Annotated in this window: 18 protein-coding genes; all 18 read left to right on the top strand. The window is 60.1% G+C overall.

Going from position 1 to position 18,333, the window contains the following annotated elements:
• Positions 1-3: 3 nt before the first annotated feature.
• A complete protein-coding gene (gene nirJ, locus ACR0FB_RS03470; protein WP_171635883.1) occupies positions 4-1,218 on the top strand; it encodes a heme d1 biosynthesis radical SAM protein NirJ in 1,215 nt (404 codons plus the stop codon).
• Entirely contained in the window at positions 1,193-2,746 is a 1,554-nt protein-coding gene (locus tag ACR0FB_RS03465; RefSeq protein ID WP_171635881.1) for a nitrite reductase, read from the top strand. The genes nirJ and ACR0FB_RS03465 overlap by 26 nt, the downstream gene beginning before the upstream one ends.
• Complete coding sequence (locus tag ACR0FB_RS03460; RefSeq protein ID WP_171169778.1) at positions 2,703-2,966, top strand: hypothetical protein; 264 nt, start codon at positions 2,703-2,705, stop codon at positions 2,964-2,966. Before ACR0FB_RS03465 ends, ACR0FB_RS03460 begins: the two co-directional genes overlap by 44 nt.
• 89 nt (positions 2,967-3,055) lie before the next feature.
• Positions 3,056-3,520, top strand: a complete 465-nt coding sequence (locus ACR0FB_RS03455) for a DUF2946 family protein (RefSeq protein WP_216600140.1) — start codon at positions 3,056-3,058, stop codon at positions 3,518-3,520.
• A gap of 44 nt (positions 3,521-3,564) precedes the next feature.
• A complete protein-coding gene (locus ACR0FB_RS03450; RefSeq protein ID WP_245218076.1) occupies positions 3,565-5,688 on the top strand; it encodes a NosR/NirI family protein in 2,124 nt (707 codons plus the stop codon).
• Between the two features lie 14 nt (positions 5,689-5,702).
• Positions 5,703-7,610, top strand: a complete 1,908-nt coding sequence (gene nosZ / locus ACR0FB_RS03445) for a TAT-dependent nitrous-oxide reductase (protein ID WP_171723686.1) — start codon at positions 5,703-5,705, stop codon at positions 7,608-7,610.
• Positions 7,611-7,613: 3 nt separating this feature from the next.
• Positions 7,614-8,870 (top strand): nitrous oxide reductase family maturation protein NosD, encoded by a 1,257-nt coding sequence (locus ACR0FB_RS03440; protein ID WP_171635875.1) that lies wholly within the window; start codon positions 7,614-7,616, stop codon positions 8,868-8,870.
• On the top strand, positions 8,860-9,753 hold the full coding sequence (locus ACR0FB_RS03435) for an ABC transporter ATP-binding protein (RefSeq protein ID WP_480620047.1): 894 nt from the start codon (positions 8,860-8,862) through the stop codon (positions 9,751-9,753). Before ACR0FB_RS03440 ends, ACR0FB_RS03435 begins: the two co-directional genes overlap by 11 nt.
• Entirely contained in the window at positions 9,750-10,571 is an 822-nt protein-coding gene (locus ACR0FB_RS03430) for an ABC transporter permease (protein WP_480620045.1), read from the top strand. Before ACR0FB_RS03435 ends, ACR0FB_RS03430 begins: the two co-directional genes overlap by 4 nt.
• Complete coding sequence (locus ACR0FB_RS03425; protein WP_209834050.1) at positions 10,568-11,083, top strand: nitrous oxide reductase accessory protein NosL; 516 nt, start codon at positions 10,568-10,570, stop codon at positions 11,081-11,083. The genes ACR0FB_RS03430 and ACR0FB_RS03425 overlap by 4 nt, the downstream gene beginning before the upstream one ends.
• Complete coding sequence (locus ACR0FB_RS03420; protein ID WP_480620043.1) at positions 11,080-11,976, top strand: FAD:protein FMN transferase; 897 nt, start codon at positions 11,080-11,082, stop codon at positions 11,974-11,976. Before ACR0FB_RS03425 ends, ACR0FB_RS03420 begins: the two co-directional genes overlap by 4 nt.
• Positions 11,977-12,105: 129 nt before the next feature.
• Positions 12,106-12,621 carry a ferredoxin-type protein NapF gene (napF, locus tag ACR0FB_RS03415; protein ID WP_171635864.1) on the top strand — a complete coding sequence of 172 codons (516 nt, stop codon included), beginning with the start codon at positions 12,106-12,108 and terminating at the stop codon, positions 12,619-12,621.
• Positions 12,618-12,911 (top strand): chaperone NapD, encoded by a 294-nt coding sequence (locus ACR0FB_RS03410; protein WP_171723681.1) that lies wholly within the window; start codon positions 12,618-12,620, stop codon positions 12,909-12,911. Before napF ends, ACR0FB_RS03410 begins: the two co-directional genes overlap by 4 nt.
• Positions 12,908-15,400 carry a nitrate reductase catalytic subunit NapA gene (napA, locus tag ACR0FB_RS03405; protein ID WP_171723680.1) on the top strand — a complete coding sequence of 831 codons (2,493 nt, stop codon included), beginning with the start codon at positions 12,908-12,910 and terminating at the stop codon, positions 15,398-15,400. The genes ACR0FB_RS03410 and napA overlap by 4 nt, the downstream gene beginning before the upstream one ends.
• Before the next feature lie 27 nt (positions 15,401-15,427).
• On the top strand, positions 15,428-16,246 hold the full coding sequence (gene napG / locus ACR0FB_RS03400) for a ferredoxin-type protein NapG (RefSeq protein ID WP_480620041.1): 819 nt from the start codon (positions 15,428-15,430) through the stop codon (positions 16,244-16,246).
• Complete coding sequence (gene napH / locus ACR0FB_RS03395; RefSeq protein WP_480620039.1) at positions 16,243-17,160, top strand: quinol dehydrogenase ferredoxin subunit NapH; 918 nt, start codon at positions 16,243-16,245, stop codon at positions 17,158-17,160. Before napG ends, napH begins: the two co-directional genes overlap by 4 nt.
• 12 nt (positions 17,161-17,172) lie before the next feature.
• Complete coding sequence (locus ACR0FB_RS03390; RefSeq protein WP_480620037.1) at positions 17,173-17,610, top strand: nitrate reductase cytochrome c-type subunit; 438 nt, start codon at positions 17,173-17,175, stop codon at positions 17,608-17,610.
• Between the two features lie 29 nt (positions 17,611-17,639).
• A complete protein-coding gene (locus ACR0FB_RS03385; protein ID WP_210092839.1) occupies positions 17,640-18,329 on the top strand; it encodes a NapC/NirT family cytochrome c in 690 nt (229 codons plus the stop codon).
• Positions 18,330-18,333 lie beyond the last annotated feature (4 nt).

Here is an 18,333-nt window from a genome sequence, read left to right as displayed (position 1 = left end):
AACATGTTCCGCCTGACCGAATACATGCATCAGCTGGTCAAGCCGACACCGGTGCGCAAACGGCGCCCCGGTCCGGTAAAGCCGGTTGTTATCTGGAACTTGACGCGGCGCTGCAACCTGAAGTGCCGCCATTGCTACACCGTCTCGGCGGATGTCGCGTTCCCAGGTGAGCTCAGCCATGAGCAAGCCATGGTAACCCTTGAGGATCTGGGCCAGTTTCGCGTCCCGGCCCTGATCCTCTCGGGTGGGGAACCGCTGGACCGGTTCGATTTCTTCGACATTGCAAAACGCGCCCGTGATCTGGTGCCAATGCTGGCCTTGTCGACCAACGGAACCCGGATTTACGACGAAACCGCCGATATGATCGCGGATGTGGGCTTCAACTATGTCGGCATTTCGCTGGACGGGATCGGAGCGACGAATGACTGGTTTCGTGGCGTCGAGGGCGCTTTTGCGGACGCCCTGCGCGGCGTGCGAGAGTGTAAAAAGCGCGGCATCAAGGTTGGCCTGCGGTTCTGCCTGACCGAAGGCACGCAACATCACTTGCCTGACTTGCTGAGCCTTTGTGATGATGAAGGTGTCGACAAATTCTACCTGTCGCATCTTGTCTATGCGGGGCGCGGCGACAAGAACCGGGGCGAAGATGCCGCGCATCAGCGCACGCGCAAAGGCCTGGATCTGTTGCTGGAACGCGCCTGGGAAGCCGCATCGGGCGGCCGTCCGCTGGATATCGTGACCGGGAACAACGACGCTGATGCCGGATATTTCCTGAACTGGATTCGCACGCATTTCGACGCCGAAAAGGCTGCACATGTGCGCGCGCACCTGGCTGCGTGGGGTGGAAACTCAAGTGGCTTGGGCGTTGCCAATATCGACAATCTCGGCCGGGTCCATCCGGACACTTACTGGTCTGACTACACGGTGGGCAACGTAAAGACCAAATCGTTTTCCGAACTCTGGACCGGCGATGATCCGATGCTTGCCATGCTCCGCACTCGCCCACGCCCGCTGAAGGGGCGCTGCGGAGCCTGCGAACTCAAGGACGTGTGCGGCGGCAATACCCGCATCCGCGCCCTGCAATTGACCGGTGATCCGTGGGCCGAGGATCCGGCCTGTTACCTGTCCAACCAGGAAATCGGTGTGGATGACGCAGGGGAACGCCTTCAGGTCACACCGTTTCGGGGGAAAAGCCATGATCCGGCGCATCAGTTCTTTTAAGACACTCACATTCGGTACGTTGTGCTCGGTGTTGCTGGCGGGCACCGCCTGGGCGGATGCCCAATCGGATTACGCCGAACATTGCGCCTCATGCCACGGCGAGAACCGTCTGGGCGGGGTTGGCCCCGCGCTGATCCCTGAAACGCTCAAACGCATGCGGGGTCCCCGGGTCGCTGCGGTAATCGCGGAAGGGCGCGCGGCGACACAAATGCCGGCCTTCTCGCACGAGCTGGATGCTCTGCAAATCGAAGAGCTGGCCGGTTGGTTGAAGTCGCCGTTGGAATCCGACCCCGAATGGGGCGAGGCCCAGATATTGGCCAGCCGGACGCTGGACGAGGAATATGTGCCGGTGGATGCGCCCGTCTGGGACAGCGACCCGATGAACATCACCTTGGTTGTGGAAACCGGCGATCACCATGTCAGCGTTCTGGACGGCGACACGTTCGAGGTTTTGGACCGGTTCGAAACCCCCTTCGCCGTGCATGGCGGCCCCAAGTTCAGCCCGGATGGGCGGTATGTTTTCATCATGTCGCGCGATGGCTGGGTCCAGAAGTACGACATTTGGGCGCTGAAACAGGTGGGCCGCGTGCGTGCCGGCCTGAACAGCCGCAACATCGCCATGTCGGGCGATGGCAAATGGGTGGCCGTGGCGAACTACCTGCCCAACAGCCTGACGGTGTTGTCCACCGAAGACCTTTCCGTCGCAAAGGTCATCGAGGTCAAAAGCAAGAAGGGCCTGCCCAGCCGCGTCTCTGCAGTCTACCAGGCCCCTCCGCGGGAAAGCTTTGTTCTGGCGCTGAAGGATGTGCCCGAGATTTGGGAAGTGTTCTACGGCGCCAATCCCCCGCAATCCGGGCTTGGTCATGATTTCCGCATCGAAGGCCAGTTCAAGAACCCTGATCCATTCCCTGTGCGCAAGATCACCACAGCTGACTATCTGGACGATTTCTTTTTCGACCAGAGTTATGAATATGTCATGGGGGCGTCCCGCGATGGCAAGGGCGGGCAAGTGATTGATCTGGTGATCGGGCACAAGGTGGCCGATCTGGATTTGCCCGGAATGCCGCATCTGGGCTCGGGGATCACATGGAAACACGGCGATACGACCGTGATGGCTACGCCGCACCTGACAGACGGCGCCGTGTCGGTGATCGACATGGAAAGCTGGGAAACCGTCAAACGGATCAAGACCGAAGGGCCCGGGTTCTTCATGCGCAGCCATGAGAATTCGCCTTATGTCTGGGCCGATGTTTTCTTTGGCCCCAACAAGGACGCGATGCACGTCATCGACAAGCAAAGCCTTGAAATCGTAAAGACCCTGCGCCCTGCACCGGGCAAGACCGTGGCCCATGTCGAGTTCACCAGAGATGGCAGCCACGCGCTGGTTTCAATCTGGGAAGATGACGGCGCAGTGATCGTCTATGACGCGCAGACACTGGAGGAAATCCGCCGCCTGCCGATGCGCAAACCTTCGGGGAAATACAATGTCTGGAACAAGATCACCTTCTCGGAAGGAACCAGCCACTGAGGGGAAATGGCCAGTTTGGAAACTGGCCATTCTGCTGTATCCGGCCACGGCGTTGACCGTGGCCATCAACCTGTTTTTGCTCGGGCTTATCCTGCACAGCGTCGGGTTCGGCGCAATCGAACCGGTGCCTGCAATCCTCTGGTCGATTCCACTGGGTATTCCTGCGGCATGGCTGGCCGGTCGGTGGCTGCGTGGATTGATGGATGAGGCCGACGGGTAGGTGCAAATTTTCAGGCACCTGACCTAAGTCAAGTTTCCGCCTGAAAGAATCCCCTAAGTTTCAGAAAAGAACGCCGAGCTGGATTCTCAATGCCTACCGTCCGCCCCCCGCATAGCCTGTTTGATCGCGTGTCCCGCGCGGTGTGCGGTTTGGTGGGTATTTTCCTGTTGCTTTTGCAGATGCTTGGCCCGGTGCTGGCGAGTCCCGGGGACAGCATGTGGATCGAGATCTGCTCGGAGGCAGGGGCGGTCTGGGTTGAAGTGGACCTTGAGGAAGGCACTGATGACCCGACCGCGCCTTGCCCGAAATGCGCCGATTGCGCGCTGTGCGCGGTGACAACGGCAGCCCCGCTGCCGGATCTGCCGCTGCTGATGCAATCCGAAAATGTACGGACAGTACCCGCTGCAATCGGGGATCTGTGCATTTTGTACAACTCAAGGCGACTGTGGCCCGAAACCCGAGGCCCCCCGTTCGCGACCCAAGAAGAATCTGAACGCGCCCTGCGCGCGTCCGTGGCGTCCACCCTAGCAACCGGAGGTGCGCCGTGGTCGTAAGTCGCGCAATCCATTTCCTGCTGGCTTTCACTCTGTCCTGCCTGATGGCGATCAGCGCCCATGCCGACAGCCTGGCCAGTTTCCTGCCCGACATCGAACCTGCCGATCTGGCCCCCGGCGCCGATGCCTTTGGCCCGGTGCGCGATGACGTCAAGGTCGCCCCCGTCCTGAAGGGCGGCGAGATCATTGCCTGGGCATTCCTGACCTCGGACTTTGTTGGCACGACGGGTTATTCCGGCAAACCGATCCACGTCGTTGCCGCCATCGACAACGACGCGGTGTTGACCGGAGTGCAACTGGTCAAGCACTCGGAACCCATCGTGCTGATCGGCATCCCCAATTCCCGCATGGTTGAATTGACCGAAGGCTATGCGGGCCTTGACCTTAAGGTTGAAGCCGAAACCGGGGGAGAGGGGCACGACCTCGACATCATCTCGGGCGCGACGGTCACGATCATGGTGATCGACGACAGCCTTGTGCGTGGCGGTATCAAGGTGGCGCGTGCATTGGGTCTGGGCGGCCTGTCACCGTTGCAGGCCGACGGGCCAAAGCGCGAAGTCGATATGGCGCAGAATGCGGTCCATGACTGGTCAACCCTTTCGGGCGACGGCTCGATCCGTCGGCTGACGCTGGATGTCGGGCAGGTCAATGCCGCCTTCGAGGCCACCGGAGACCAGCGCGCGATCAAGCGGCCCGAACCGGGTGAACCGGATGACACGTTCATCGACATGCATATGGCGCTTGTCTCGGTTCCGTCGATCGGCAAGTCACTGCTGGGCGACGCCGAGTACCAGAACCTTGTGAACTGGTTGGACGAGGGCGAACAGGCCATTCTGGTGCTGGGGCGCGGTGCCTACAGTTTCAAGGGGTCAGGCTATGTACGCGGCGGAATTTTCGATCGGATCCAGTTGATCCAGGGCGACAACTCGGTCCGGTTCTTCGACAAACAGCAAGTACGCCTTGGCAAGGTTGCAGCCCCGGATGCGCCCAGTTTCACAGAGCTGGACATCTTCAAGATCCCCGCCGATGCCGAGTTCGACCCGACCGAGCCGTTCCGCCTGCAACTGCTGGTACAGCGTGCCGTGGGTGCCGTTGAGAAAACCTTTCTGACATTCGATCTGGGTTACAAACTGCCCGACCGTTACCTGCTGCCCGTCGCAGCCTCTAAGGTTGTCGAGGATGCGACCGGCGAAGCCGCCGCCAAGGCTGCCCTGTGGCAGCGCATCTGGAAGGATCGCACTGTTGAAATCGCCGTTCTTGGCGTCATGCTGCTGGTCCTGACCGCGACGTTCTTCTTCCAGTTCCACGCGACAATGAATGCGCGGGTCTTCTACTGGTTCCGCATCGGTTACCTGACAATGACCCTGTTCTTCATCGGCTGGTACGCCAACGCGCAGCTGAGCGTGGTGAACCTGATGGCACTGGCAGGCAGCCTGCGCACAGGATTCTCGTGGGATGCGTTCCTGCTGGACCCGCTGGTGTTCATTCAATGGTTCGCCGTCGCCGCCGCGCTGTTGTTCTGGGGTCGCGGGGCCTATTGCGGATGGCTGTGTCCGTTCGGCGCGTTGCAGGAATTGACCAACAAGATCGCGCGGGCGTTCAAAGTGCCGCAATGGACTTTGCCCTGGGGTCTGAACGAACGCCTGTGGCCCGCGAAATACATGATCTTTCTGGGTCTTTTTGGCCTGAGTTTCGTATCGATCCCGCTGGCCGAGAAATATGCCGAGGTCGAGCCGTTCAAAACGGCGATCATTCTGAAATTCATGCGCGATTGGCCTTTCGTGGTCTTTGCGCTGGCCCTGCTGGGGATCGGGCTGTTCATTGAACGGTTCTATTGCCGCTATCTCTGCCCGCTGGGCGGCGCACTGGCGATCCCTGCCCGAATTCGCATGTTCGACTGGCTGCGCCGCTACAAGGATTGCGGCACGCCCTGTCAGACCTGCGCCAATGAATGCCCCGTTCAGGCGATCCACCCCACCGGTGAGATAAATCCGAACGAGTGCGTCACCTGCCTGCATTGTCAGGTGCTCTACCAGTCCGAGGACAAATGTCCTGTCGTTATCCGCCAGCTGAAACGGCGGGCCAAGACAGGGTCGGTCCAGATGAAGACCCCACTCGGACAACCACCGGCGAACCATCCGAACGCCAAACCGCAATCCGTTTCCTAAAAGGAGGAACGAACATGTCGGAACATGACAACAAACTAACCGTCACACGCCGTGGGATGCTGGGTGCAACAGCAACCGGTGCCGTGCTGGCCGGGACCGGTCTGGGCTCGACCCTGATGACCGCGAAGCAGGCGAGCGCCGCGGCCAATGCCAATCTCGAACCGGGCGAACTGGACGAGTATTACGGTTTCTGGTCCTCGGGTCAGACCGGCGAGCTGCGCATTCTGGGCTTCCCATCCATGCGCGAGCTGATGCGGGTGCCGGTGTTCAACCGCTGCTCGGCCACGGGCTGGGGTCAGACCAACGAGTCACTGAAGATCATGACCGAAGGGTTGCTGCCTGAAACCAAGGAGTTTCTCGCCAAGCGCGGCATGAAAACCTATGACAACGGCGACCTTCACCACCCGCACATGTCGTTCACCGACGGCACCTATGACGGCCGCTATCTGTTCATGAACGACAAGGCCAACACCCGCGTCGCGCGTGTCCGCTGTGACGTGATGAAATGCGACAAGATCACCGAGATCCCGAACGCCAAGGCGATCCACGGTCTGCGTCCGCAGAAATTCCCGCGCACCGGCTATGTCTTTGCCAATGGTGAAGATGAAACTCCGCTGGTCAACGATGGCAGCGTGCTGGACGATCCGTCGCAATACGTGAACATCTTCACCGCGCTGGACGGCGATACCATGGAAGTGGCGTGGCAGGTGATCGTGTCGGGCAACCTCGACAACACCGACTGCGACTATCAGGGCAAATACGCCTTCTCGACCTCGTACAACTCGGAAATGGGCATGAACCTGGCCGAGATGACCGAGAACGAGCTGGACCACGTCGTCGTTTTCAACATCGCCGAGATCGAAAAAGGCATCGAAGCCGGCGATTATCAGGAGTTAAAAGGCGTCAAGGTTCTGGACGGGCGCAAAGGGCAGAACAAGAAATACACCCGTTACATCCCGATCCCGAACTCTCCGCACGGCATCAACACCGCGCCAGACGGCAAGCACGTCTGCATCAACGGCAAGCTGTCGCCAACCGTCTCGATCATGGACGTCACCAAGCTGGACGCCCTGTTCGAAAGCGACGCCGACCCGCGGTCCTGCATCGTAGGTGAACCGCAGTTGGGTCTTGGCCCGCTTCACACTGCCTATGATGGCCAGGGCAACGCGTTCACCACGCTGTTCCTGGACAGCCAGATCGTGAAGTGGAACATCGACAAGGCCATCCGCGCCTACAATGGCGAGGACGTGGACCCGATCATCTCGAAGGTTGACGTGCATTATCAGCCGGGTCACAACTCGACTTCCATGGGTGAGACCAAGGATGCCGACGGCAAGTGGCTGATTTCGATGAACAAGTTCTCGAAAGACCGCTTCCTGAACGTGGGTCCTCTTAAACCCGAGAACGAACAGCTGATCGACATTTCGTCGGATGAGATGAAAGTGGTGCACGACGGCCCGACCTTTGCCGAGCCGCACGACTCGATCATCGTTCGCAGCGACATCGTGAACCCGGTCAACGTCTGGGATCGCAACGACGTTACCTGGGAAGACGCCCGCAAACAGGCCGAAGCCGATGGTATCGATCTGGAAGAAGGTGCGGAAGAACCGATCCGGGACGGCAACAAGGTGCGGGTCTACATGACCTCGCAGGCGCCGACCTTCAGCCTCGAGAAGTTCACCGTCAAACAGGGCGACGAGGTCACGGTTTACATCACCAACCTGGATGATGTGGACGACGTGACCCACGGCTTCTGCCTGGGCAACTACGGAATCGCGATGGAAGTCGCACCGATGGCAACCGCCTCGGTCACCTTCACCGCCGACCGTCCGGGCGTGCACTGGTTCTATTGCCAGTGGTTCTGCCATGCGCTGCACATGGAAATGCGCGGCCGGATGCTGGTCGAACCGCAAGGAGCCTGACCCATGCGCTGGCCCCTGCTCATACCGCTCCTGCTCGGCTCGCCCCTTTGGGCGGCGGACTGGGATGTGCCCAACCGGGCGGGGGCCATCAATGAAATACTGGCTCAGGCGGCGGACGGAGATACCCTCCGCCTGAGCCCCGGTGTTTATGCCGAACATCTGATTCTGGACCGGCCCGTCACGATCGACGGGCTGGGACAGGCCACCATTGACGGGCAAGGCACCGGCAGCGTCATCACCGTAACCGGCCCGGGCGTGACCGTGCGCGGCCTGACAGTGATCGGCTCGGGTTCAAGCCATGACGGGATCGACAGTGGCATCCAGCTTACCAAGACGGCCCGCGCGCCGGTGATCGAAGACAATGAACTGCTGGGCAATCTTTACGGTATCGACATTCATGGTGCCAAGGACAGCATTGTGCGTGGCAACCGGATCGAAGGGCGTCAGGACCAGCGGATGAATGACCGTGGCAATGGCGTCTATGTCTGGAATGCGCCCGGTGCGCGGGTTGAGGACAATCACATCCGCTATGGGCGCGACGGGATCTTCGTGAACTCGTCCAAGAAGAACACCTTTACCGGCAACCTGTTCCGCGATCTGCGCTTTGCCGTGCATTACATGTATGCCGACAATTCGGTGGTCAGCGACAATGTCTCGATCGGCAACGATCTGGGCTATGCAGTGATGTTCACGACCAATGTGAAGGTCGCAGACAATGTCTCGATCGGTGACCGTGAACATGGCGTGATGCTGAATTATGCCAACAAGAGTCAGATCACCGGAAACGTGGTGATCGGTGCCAAGGAAAAGTGCACCTTCCTTTATAACTCCAACAAGAACGAATTCACCGACAACTGGTTCCAGGGATGCGGCATCGGCATCCACTTTACCGCCGGTAGCGAACGCAACCGCATCGTTGGCAATTCCTTCATCGGGAACCGGACACAGGTGAAATACGTCTCGACCAAATGGGTCGAGTGGTCCGAAGACGGGCGCGGCAACTACTGGTCCGATTTTGCCGCCTATGACGTGGATGGCAACGGCATCGCCGATGCCCCGTATCGGCCAAACGACTCGATGGACCATGTGCTGTGGACCCAACCCGCAGCCAAATTACTGCTCGGCTCCCCCGCCGTGCAACTGGTGCGCTGGTCGCAATCCGCCTTCCCGGCCCTGTTGCCGGGCGGCGTGATGGACAGCAACCCATTGATGCAAGCCCCTGAACCCCCAGCTATGAAAAAGGTGCCTCATGACGGATAAGGCCCTGTCAATCGACCATGTTCTCAAGGACCGAGGAAAAACCCGCGTTCTTGACGATATCACCCTGTCTCTTGCCCCCGGCCAGCGCGTTGCGCTGCTGGGCCATAACGGCGCGGGCAAGTCGACCCTGATCAAATCCATCCTCGGCCTGACGCCGATCCATGGCGGAGCCATTCGGATCGGAGACGCCACCCCCGGTAGTGCTCAGGCCCGGCGCGAAACAGCGTATCTGCCCGAAGCGGTGTCGTTTCATCCCGCGCTAACCGGGCGTGAGCAGTTGACCCTGTTTGCGCAGCTTTCAAGCGCAAAAGCCGATGTGTCCGGTTTGCTGGATCGTGTCGGCCTGAGTGACGCTTTGGACCGTCGGATCGGAACGTATTCCAAAGGCATGCGGCAACGTCTGGGACTGGCGCAGGTGTTGCTAGGCCAACCGAAAGTGGCGTTACTGGATGAGCCGACAAGCGGGCTGGACCCGATCTCGCGGCAGGACCTCTATGCCATCATTGATGAATTGGCCGCGCAGGGTACCGCGGTGCTGATTGCCAGCCATGCGCTGACCGAGGTTGAGGCGCGCACCGACCGGATCGCTATCATGCGCAAGGGCCGGATGGTGGCTGATGACACCCTGAACAATCTGTCAGCGCTGGCCGGTCTACCGATCCGCCTGAAGGTACGCGCCAGTGCCAACCCTGACGCTTTGGCCGCTGAGCTGGGCGGCAGCCGGATCAACGGCGCATCCGTTGAATTGCTCTGCACACCCGAAGACAAGATGGAGGCCCTGCGCCGGATCGCCGGGCTGGGCGACGCGATAGCGGATTTGGAAATGACCCCGCCCAAGCTGGAAGACCTCTATCGCCACTATGCACAGGAGGATTTGCAATGACCCGCTTCCTCGCCATCACCCGAACTGAAATGCTGATCCTGCGCCGCAACCGCTGGCTGCTGGTTGCCACGCTGATCATGGTGCTGTTCGCCTTGGCGCTGACCTTTGCAGGCAGTGCGCCAACCGGAACGCTGGGCGTTGACATGCTGACCGTTTCGGTTGCGTCGATGACCACGCTGTCGGTTTACCTCGCGCCCCTTCTGGCGCTGATGATCTCGTTCGACGCCATCGCCGGAGACGTGGACCGGGGCAGCCTGTCGCTGTTGCTGTCTTATCCGGCCGGACGCGGAGAAATCCTGTTGGGCAAGTTCACTGCCCATCTGGCCGCTCTCGCTTTTGCCATGACCGTCGGTTTCGGCACCGCGGGCGCGGTGGCCGCGTTCTTTGGCGGGGCCGGACCGGAAAGCCTGATGGCACTGGTGCGCCTGATCCTCACCTCGATCCTGTTGGGCGCCGTGTTTCTGGCGCTGGGATACCTGCTGTCCGCTTTGGCAAAGGGGGCCACGGCGGCGGCGGGGATGTCGGCCGGGCTCTGGCTGGTTTTTGTCGTCCTCTATGATCTGGGCCTGTTGGGGGCCGTCGTCATGGATAAGGGCGGCAGCTTCACCCAATCCGTCTTTCCCTGGGTGATGGTCGCCAACCCGGCCGACGCGTTCCGTCTGTGGAACATCGCGGCGACTGAAGGCGTTGCCATGGCATCCGGCATGACAGGAGCGGCGCAGGCCCTGCCGGTCTGGGCTGCACCCGTCTCCCTGCTGATCTGGCCGGTGCTGAGCTTCGCCCTCGCCCGCCTCGCATTCCGTAGGGTCGAGCCATGAAGCGTCTCGCCTTGATCGCGCTGGTCGCGTTGGCAGCCTGCAAGGAAGACCTGGCCGAGGCCCCCGATCCGGTGGATCTGACCCCGGACGCGCTGAGCTATTTCTGCCAGATGAACATCGCCGAACATGGCGGCCCCAAGGGGCAGATCCATCTGGAAGGATATCCCGCACCGTTGTTTTTTGCGCAGGTGCGCGACATGGTGGCATACCTCAAAAGCCCTGAACGTGATGCCGACATCACAGCCGTCTATGTCAGCGACATGGGTATTGCGCCAAGCTGGCGGCAGCCGGGTATCTCGAACTGGATCGCCGCGGATGGCGCGACCTTTGTTGTCGGCGCCAATGTGGCAGGTGGCATGGGTGCGCGCGAAGTGGTGCCTTTTGCCGATCCTGCCGATGCACAGGCATTCATTGAGATTTACGGCGGAACGGCACTGGGCCTGCCGGACATTCCGGACACCGAAGTGCTTGGCCCTGTCGATCTTGAACTGTCGTTGGAGACCCCCGTATGACCGCCTTGTCGCGCCGCCGATTTCTGATCATCTCAGCCGCTTGTGCTGCGGCCACACCACTTGCGGCCTCGGACGCGCGCTGGCACGGGACCGCGCTGGGTGCCACCGCCAGCCTGCGCCTTGTGGGTCTGACGGACGCCGAAGCTGCACCCATCATGGCCGCCATGGAGACCGAGATTGCCCGGCTGGAAGACATCTTCAGCCTGTATCGTCCGCAATCGCAGCTCAGCCGGTTGAACCGCGATGGTGTGCTGACGGCGCCCGCTCCTGAATTGTTGAAGGTGCTAAGCCTCAGCACAGCGCTGCATCAGGCATCGGGTGGCGCATTTGATCCAAGCATTCAACCCGTGTGGGCGGCATTGGCTGCGGGCGCGCGCCCGGACGATCTGATTGAAGTTCAACAGGCAATAGGCTGGGAAAAGGTAATTTTCGACGCCTCGGCCATTCGCCTTCCGGTGCCCGGAAAATCGGCGCTGACGTTGAACGGTATAGCGCAGGGCGCGATCACCGACCGGATCGCCGACCTGCTGCGTGCTTATGGTCTGCGTGATGTTCTGGTCAATATGGGAGAGGTTGCCGCCCTGGGTGCACGTGGTGACGGTGCGCCATGGAAAGTTGGATTGGCGGCGCCGGACCAAACGGTTCTGAAGCGGATTGAATTGAGCGATCGGGCAGTGGCGACATCTTCAACGCTGGCGACTCAGCTCGGCCAAGGCGTCGGGCACATCATTACCTTGGATGGGCCTTCAAACCACGACAGGACCGTTTCGGTTTCTTCCCCGAAAGCGGCAATTGCGGATGGGTTGTCCACTGCGCTTTGCGCGGCATCCGCCGACAGAGCCAAAGAGATCCTAGCGTTCTTCCCCGACGCCCGTATCGAATTAAACGTTTAATGAAGAATTACAAATCTCAGACTGAACAAAAAAATCCGAAAAAGTATGATATAGGTCAATTCGTGCGCTGCTGAAAGCAGCTAGGAAGTAAGGACGCGAACCTATCAATCCAATTTCGAGTCGCCAGCTATGAGCCAGATGACCAGCAGACGCGCTTTTCTAAGCGCGCGTGTCCTGCGGGAGGACCCAGATGCGATCCGTCCGCCGGGGGCAGTAGCAACTGGCTTCAGCGATCTATGCACACGTTGCGAAGACTGCGCCGCGGCTTGTCCTGAAGACATCATCACATTCGACGATGCCGGTTTCCCCGTTCTGGACCTGTCCGCAGGCGGTTGCACCTTGTGTGGTGACTGCGCCGACGTTTGTCCGACCCCGGCGTTGCTGACCGAACGTGTTGCCGAATGGCCATGGCGCGCACGAATCGATGACACAAGCTGCCTGTCGACCAACGGCGTAAGCTGCCGCCTGTGTCAGGACAATTGTGAACAGGATGCCATCCGCTTTCGCCTGCAACTGGGCGGACGCGCGGAACCGGCGCTTGAAACAGAAACCTGCATCGGTTGCGGTAGTTGTTCCGCCGCCTGCCCCGCCGGGGCGATCGTGATGCACCGCCCCGTCCCACACCACCCGGAGGTGACCCAATGAACATCTGTGGCTGTCTGGTCCACATCGCCCCCGATTACACCGATGCCGCACGCGCGGCGATGGCCGAAACTCAGGGCGTCGAGCTTCATGCCGAAGCCGAGGACGGCCGTTTTGTAGTTGTTGTCGAGGATACGGCCGACAAGCTGGCCTCGGACACCATCATGGATCTGCACCAGATCCCCGGAGTGATCTCACTGTCACTTACTTATCACCATTTCGAAGATCTCGCGGAGACGGCTCCGCGTCCTGATGCTCCAAGCCAACCGTCCAGCAGGAGGCCCATGCAATGACCATCTCTGAATCCCGTCGTACATTTCTGAAAGCGTCCGCAGCGGCAGCCACTGCCTCGGCTGCGGGCATTCCCATGGCCGCAGGTCAGGCCAACGCTCAGGTCGGCGCGCCCGATATTCGCTGGGACAAGGCTGCCTGCCGGTTCTGTGGCACAGGCTGTTCGGTTCTGGTGGGCACCAAGGACGGCCGCGTGGTCGCCACGCAAGGTGACCCCGACGCACCGGTGAACAGGGGCCTGAACTGTATCAAGGGCTATTTCCTGTCCAAGATCATGTACGGCAAAGACCGCCTGACCACACCGCTTTTGCGCAAGACCAACGGCCAGTATGACAAGAATGGCGAGTTTGAACCGGTCAGCTGGGATGAAGCCTTTGATGTGATGGCCGCCAAATGGAAAGAGGCCCTTGCCAAGAAGGGCCCGACCAGCGTGGGGATGTTTGGTTCGGGGCAGTGGACGGTCTGGGAAGGCTATGCCGCCGCGAAGATGATGAAGGCCGGGTTCCGGTCGAACAACATTGATCCCAATGCGCGTCACTGCATGGCCTCGGCCGTGGTTGGTTTCATGCGCACTTTCGGCATTGATGAGCCGATGGGGTGCTATGACGACCTTGAGCACGCCGATACCTTCGTGCTGTGGGGATCGAACATGGCTGAGATGCACCCGATCCTGTGGTCGCGCCTGACCGACACCCGCCTGACGAAACCGGGTTGCGAAGTGCATGTGCTTTCGACTTTCGAGCACCGCTCGTTCGAGCTGGCCGATAATGGCATGGTCTTTGCACCGCAAACCGATCTGGCGATCCTGAACTATATTGCGAACTACATCATCCAGAATGGCGCGGTGAACGAAGAGTTCGTCAAGAACCACGTCAACATCACCAAAACCGCCACCGATATCGGTTACGGCCTGCGGGACAACAACCCCCTGCAACAAGAGGCTGAAAACCCGAACTCGGGCAAGTTGGAGCCGATCAGCTTCGAGGAATATGCCGAAGCCGTTTCGAAATACACGCTGGAATACACGTCGGAACTGTCCGGTGTTCCGGCGGACAAGCTGGAGCGTCTGGCCCAGCAATATGCCGATCCGAACCGCAAGGTGATGAGCCTGTGGACCATGGGCTTCAACCAGCATACCCGTGGGTCGTGGGTGAACTCGCTGATGTATAACGTGCACCTGCTGGTGGGCAAGATTTCGGAACCCGGCAACTCGCCCTTCTCGCTGACCGGTCAACCGTCGGCCTGCGGTACGGCGCGCGAGGTTGGTACCTTTGCCCACCGCCTGCCCGCCGACATGGTGGTGATGAACGACAAGCACCGCGAGATCTGCGAAACCGCATGGAACGTGCCCGCTGGCACCATTCCTGACAAGCCCGGTTTCCACGCCGTGCTGCAACACCGCAAGCTGAAGGATGGTGATCTGAACGCCTATTGGGTTCAGTGCACCAACAACATGCAGGCTGCGCCAAACATCAATGAGGAAGGCTATCCCGGCTATCGCAACCCGGAAAACTTCATCACTGTTTCAGACCCCTACCCGACGGTCACTGCGGTTTCCGCCGACCTGATCCTGCCCACCGCCATGTGGGTCGAGAAGGAAGGCGCCTATGGCAACGCCGAACGCCGCACCCAGTTCTGGCGGCAGCAGGTCAAGGCACCGGGCGAGGCCAAATCGGACCTGTGGCAGGTGATGGAGTTCTCGAAACGCTTCACCGTCGAAGAGGTCTGGGGCGAAGAATTGCTGGCCGCCATGCCCGAGCATCGTGGCAAGACCATGTATGACGTCCTGTTTGCCAATGGCAGCGTCGACAAGTTTCCGCTGTCGGAAACTGCCGAGGGCTTTGACAATGACGAATCCGAGCATTTCGGCTTTTACGTACAGAAAGGTCTGTTCGAAGAGTACGCCAACTTCGGGCGCGGCCATGCGCATGATCTGGCACCATTCGAAACCTACCACCAGGCCCGCGGTCTGCGCTGGCCGGTCGTGGATGGCAAGGAAACGCTTTATCGTTTCCGCGAAGGCTATGACCCCTACGTGTCCGAAGGTGCTGGCGTGGAATTCTATGGCCACAAGGATGGCAAGGCCAAAATCATCTTTGCGCCCTATGAACCTGCCGCAGAAGAGCCGGATGCGGAATTCGATCTTTGGCTGTGCACCGGTCGCGTGCTGGAACACTGGCATTCAGGGTCGATGACACGCCGGGTACCGGAACTGCACCGCGCCTATCCAAACGCTGTCGTCTACATGCACCCGCAGGACGCCAAGGATCGGGGTCTGCGCCGGGGTCAGGAGATTGTTCTGTCGACCCGCCGCGGCGAGGTCACCAGCCGTGTTGAAACACGGGGTCGGAACAAGGTGCCGCGCGGTCTGGTCTTTATGCCGTGGTTCGATGAGCACCAGCTGACCAACAAGCTGACGCTGGACGCAACCTGCCCGCTGTCGAAAGAGACCGACTTCAAGAAGTGCGCCTGCAAGGTTGAGCGCGCGTAACCAGCAAGGATCATACGGGTCGTTCCCATGTCTCTTGTCGATAAACCCCTTTCGCCGCAGCGGCGCCGGTTCCTGCAGGACTCGGCGCGGGCGGCGGGCGGCTGCGTGGTCGCCGGATCGTTGCTGGCCTATCTGGCCCGCGACGCCCGCGCCCTGCCCGCCGATGCATTGCGCCCGCCCGGCGCATTGCCCGAGAAGGAGTTCCTGTCGGCCTGCATCCGTTGCGGTTTATGCGTGCGGGACTGCCCGTACGATACCCTGAAACTGGCCGAGCTTGGCTCGGATGCGGTGGCGACGGGAACACCATTCTTCATCGCCCGGGATGTTCCCTGCGAAATGTGCGACGACATTCCGTGTGTCGCCGCATGTCCAACAGGGGCGCTGGACCCCGGGCTGGAGAATATCGACGATGCCGAGATGGGTGTTGCCGTTCTGGTCGATCAGGAAAACTGCCTGAATTTCCTCGGTCTGCGCTGCGACGTCTGCTATCGCGTCTGCCCCGTCATTGACGAGGCGATCACGTTGGAGACGGCGCATAATACCCGGTCGGGTCATCATGCTTTGTTCATTCCAACCATTCATGCCGACCGCTGCACCGGCTGCGGCATGTGCGAGAAAAGCTGTGTTCTGCCCGAGGCCGCCATCAAGGTTCTGCCGGCCCGGCTGGCGCGCGGCAGTTCGGCCGAGCATTACCGCAAGGGTTGGGAGGAAAAAGCCGCCAAAGGCGCACCGGTGGTCGAGGGGATCATCGATCTTCCGGACCGTTTGCCCGGACCGGGAACCGACAATCTTGCCGCGCCCGGCGGTTTTGCGCCTCAATATGATCTGCCGGGGGTGGGGCAATGAGTACTCGCACGCACATGCCCGTCGGTCAGGAGGCCGTTGAAGGCAAAGGGTGGATCGGGGCGCATCGCTTTTTGCTGATGCGCCGCGCAAGCCAGCTGTTCTTTCTGGTTCTGTTTCTACTGGGCCCGTGGTTTGGCATCTGGATTGTCGAGGGCAATTTGGCAGGATCACTGACGCTGGGCGTGCTGCCTTTGACCGATCCGTTCATCCTGATGCAAAGCTTGGTTGCAGGTCATTGGCCCGAAGTGACTGCGCTGATCGGCGGGCTGATCGTTCTGGTGGTCTATGCCCTGATTGGTGGCCGTGTCTATTGTTCCTGGGTTTGCCCCATAAACCCGGTGACAGACGCGGCCAACTGGGTGCACCGCAAACTGGACCTGCCGAAAGGCTGGCAACCCAAGCGCGGCACCCGGCTGTGGATTCTGGCAACCGTGCTGCTGGTCTCGGGCCTGAGTGGTGTGATCGCGTGGGAGCTGGTCAACCCGATCACCATGCTGCATCGCGGGCTGGTATTCGGCATGGGCTTTGTCTGGGCCATGATCGCGGCCATCTTCGTGTTTGACGTCTTCGTCTCACGCCATGGCTGGTGCGGCCATCTGTGCCCGGTGGGCGCGTTCTACGGGTTGATCGGGTCGAAAAGCCTGCTGCGGGTCAGTGCCGCCAATCGCACGGCCTGTGATGACTGTATGGATTGCTATGCGGTCTGTCCTGAAAATCAGGTGATCTCACCCGCGCTGAAAGGCAAGCCGGGAAGCTCGCCCCTGATCCTGTCACCCGACTGCACAAACTGCGGACGCTGCATCGATGTCTGCGCAGTCGACGTCTTCAACTTTACTCACCGGTTCGACGACCTTGTCGTTCAACCTTCCGATCCAGTTGCCGCGCCTGAGCCGCGCGCTGCCAGACCTATCTAGGGGAGTGCCAAGATGAAAAGATCAATCGTTACAGGCGGAATTGCCCTTCTACCCGTAGTTTTGCTGAGCGGATGGGCCTTTGCCCAGTCCGCTCAAGTCCAAACGCTGCGGGGCGCGGACGTAGACGAGCCGATCCCTTTGGATCAGATTCACAAAAATGTCGAAGGACGGATGCAACGTAATTATCGCCAGCAGCCACCGCTGATTCCGCATTCGATCGAGCAATATCAGATTGATGTGCGCACCAATCAGTGCCTGTCCTGCCATGACTGGTCCAAGGCAGGTGAGCGTAACGCGCCGACCCTTTCAATGACACACTATCTGGATCGCGAAGGCCGCGAATTGGATCGCGTCGCCGGGACCCGTTATTTCTGCAACCAATGTCACGTTCCGCAGGCGGACGCGCCGCCGCTTGTTGAAAACGTGTTCCAGCCCTCGACCGGCAACTGATTCAACACAAGATTGAAAGGAGCACCGACATGGCAGACTCCCCTGAAAAACGCAGCTTTCTGGGTCGCCTTTGGAACGCGATCTGGACGCCGGCGGTAATGTTCAGCTCGGGCTTTCTGATCCTTGCCGGATTTCTGGCCGGTATCCTGTTCTGGGGCGGATTTCACTGGACCCTGGAACTGACCAACACCGAAGAGTTCTGCGTCTCGTGTCACACGATGGAAACGAACCTGGGTGAGTATCGCGAGACGATCCACTACAACAACCACTCCGGCGTGCGTGCGATCTGCTCAGACTGCCACGTTCCGGATGAGTGGAACCACAAGATCAAAGCCAAGATCATGGCCGTGAAGGACGTCTATCATGAACTGGTGGGCACCATCAGCACACCCGAGAAATACGAGGATCACCGCCTGGCGATGGCCTCGGCCGTCTGGAAGAAAATGAAAGCGTCTGACAGCCGCGAGTGCCGCAACTGTCACAACTTTGACTACATGGACTTCACCATTCAGGAAACCCGCGCTGCCTCGGAACACCAACGCGCCATCGACAACGGTATGACCTGTATTGATTGCCACCAGGGTATCGCCCACAGCCTGCCACCCAACTATCTGGAAACATACGAAAAGGTGACTGCTGGATTGGAAGATGAAGTTGTGCAGGAGCACGCTGCCGCGGGTGACGACATCCGCGATTTCCTGAACAACAGCTCGAATTGATGTG

The organism is Ruegeria sp. P10, assembly GCF_056534925.1.
This window is presented reverse-complemented; position numbering and strand designations above follow the sequence as displayed.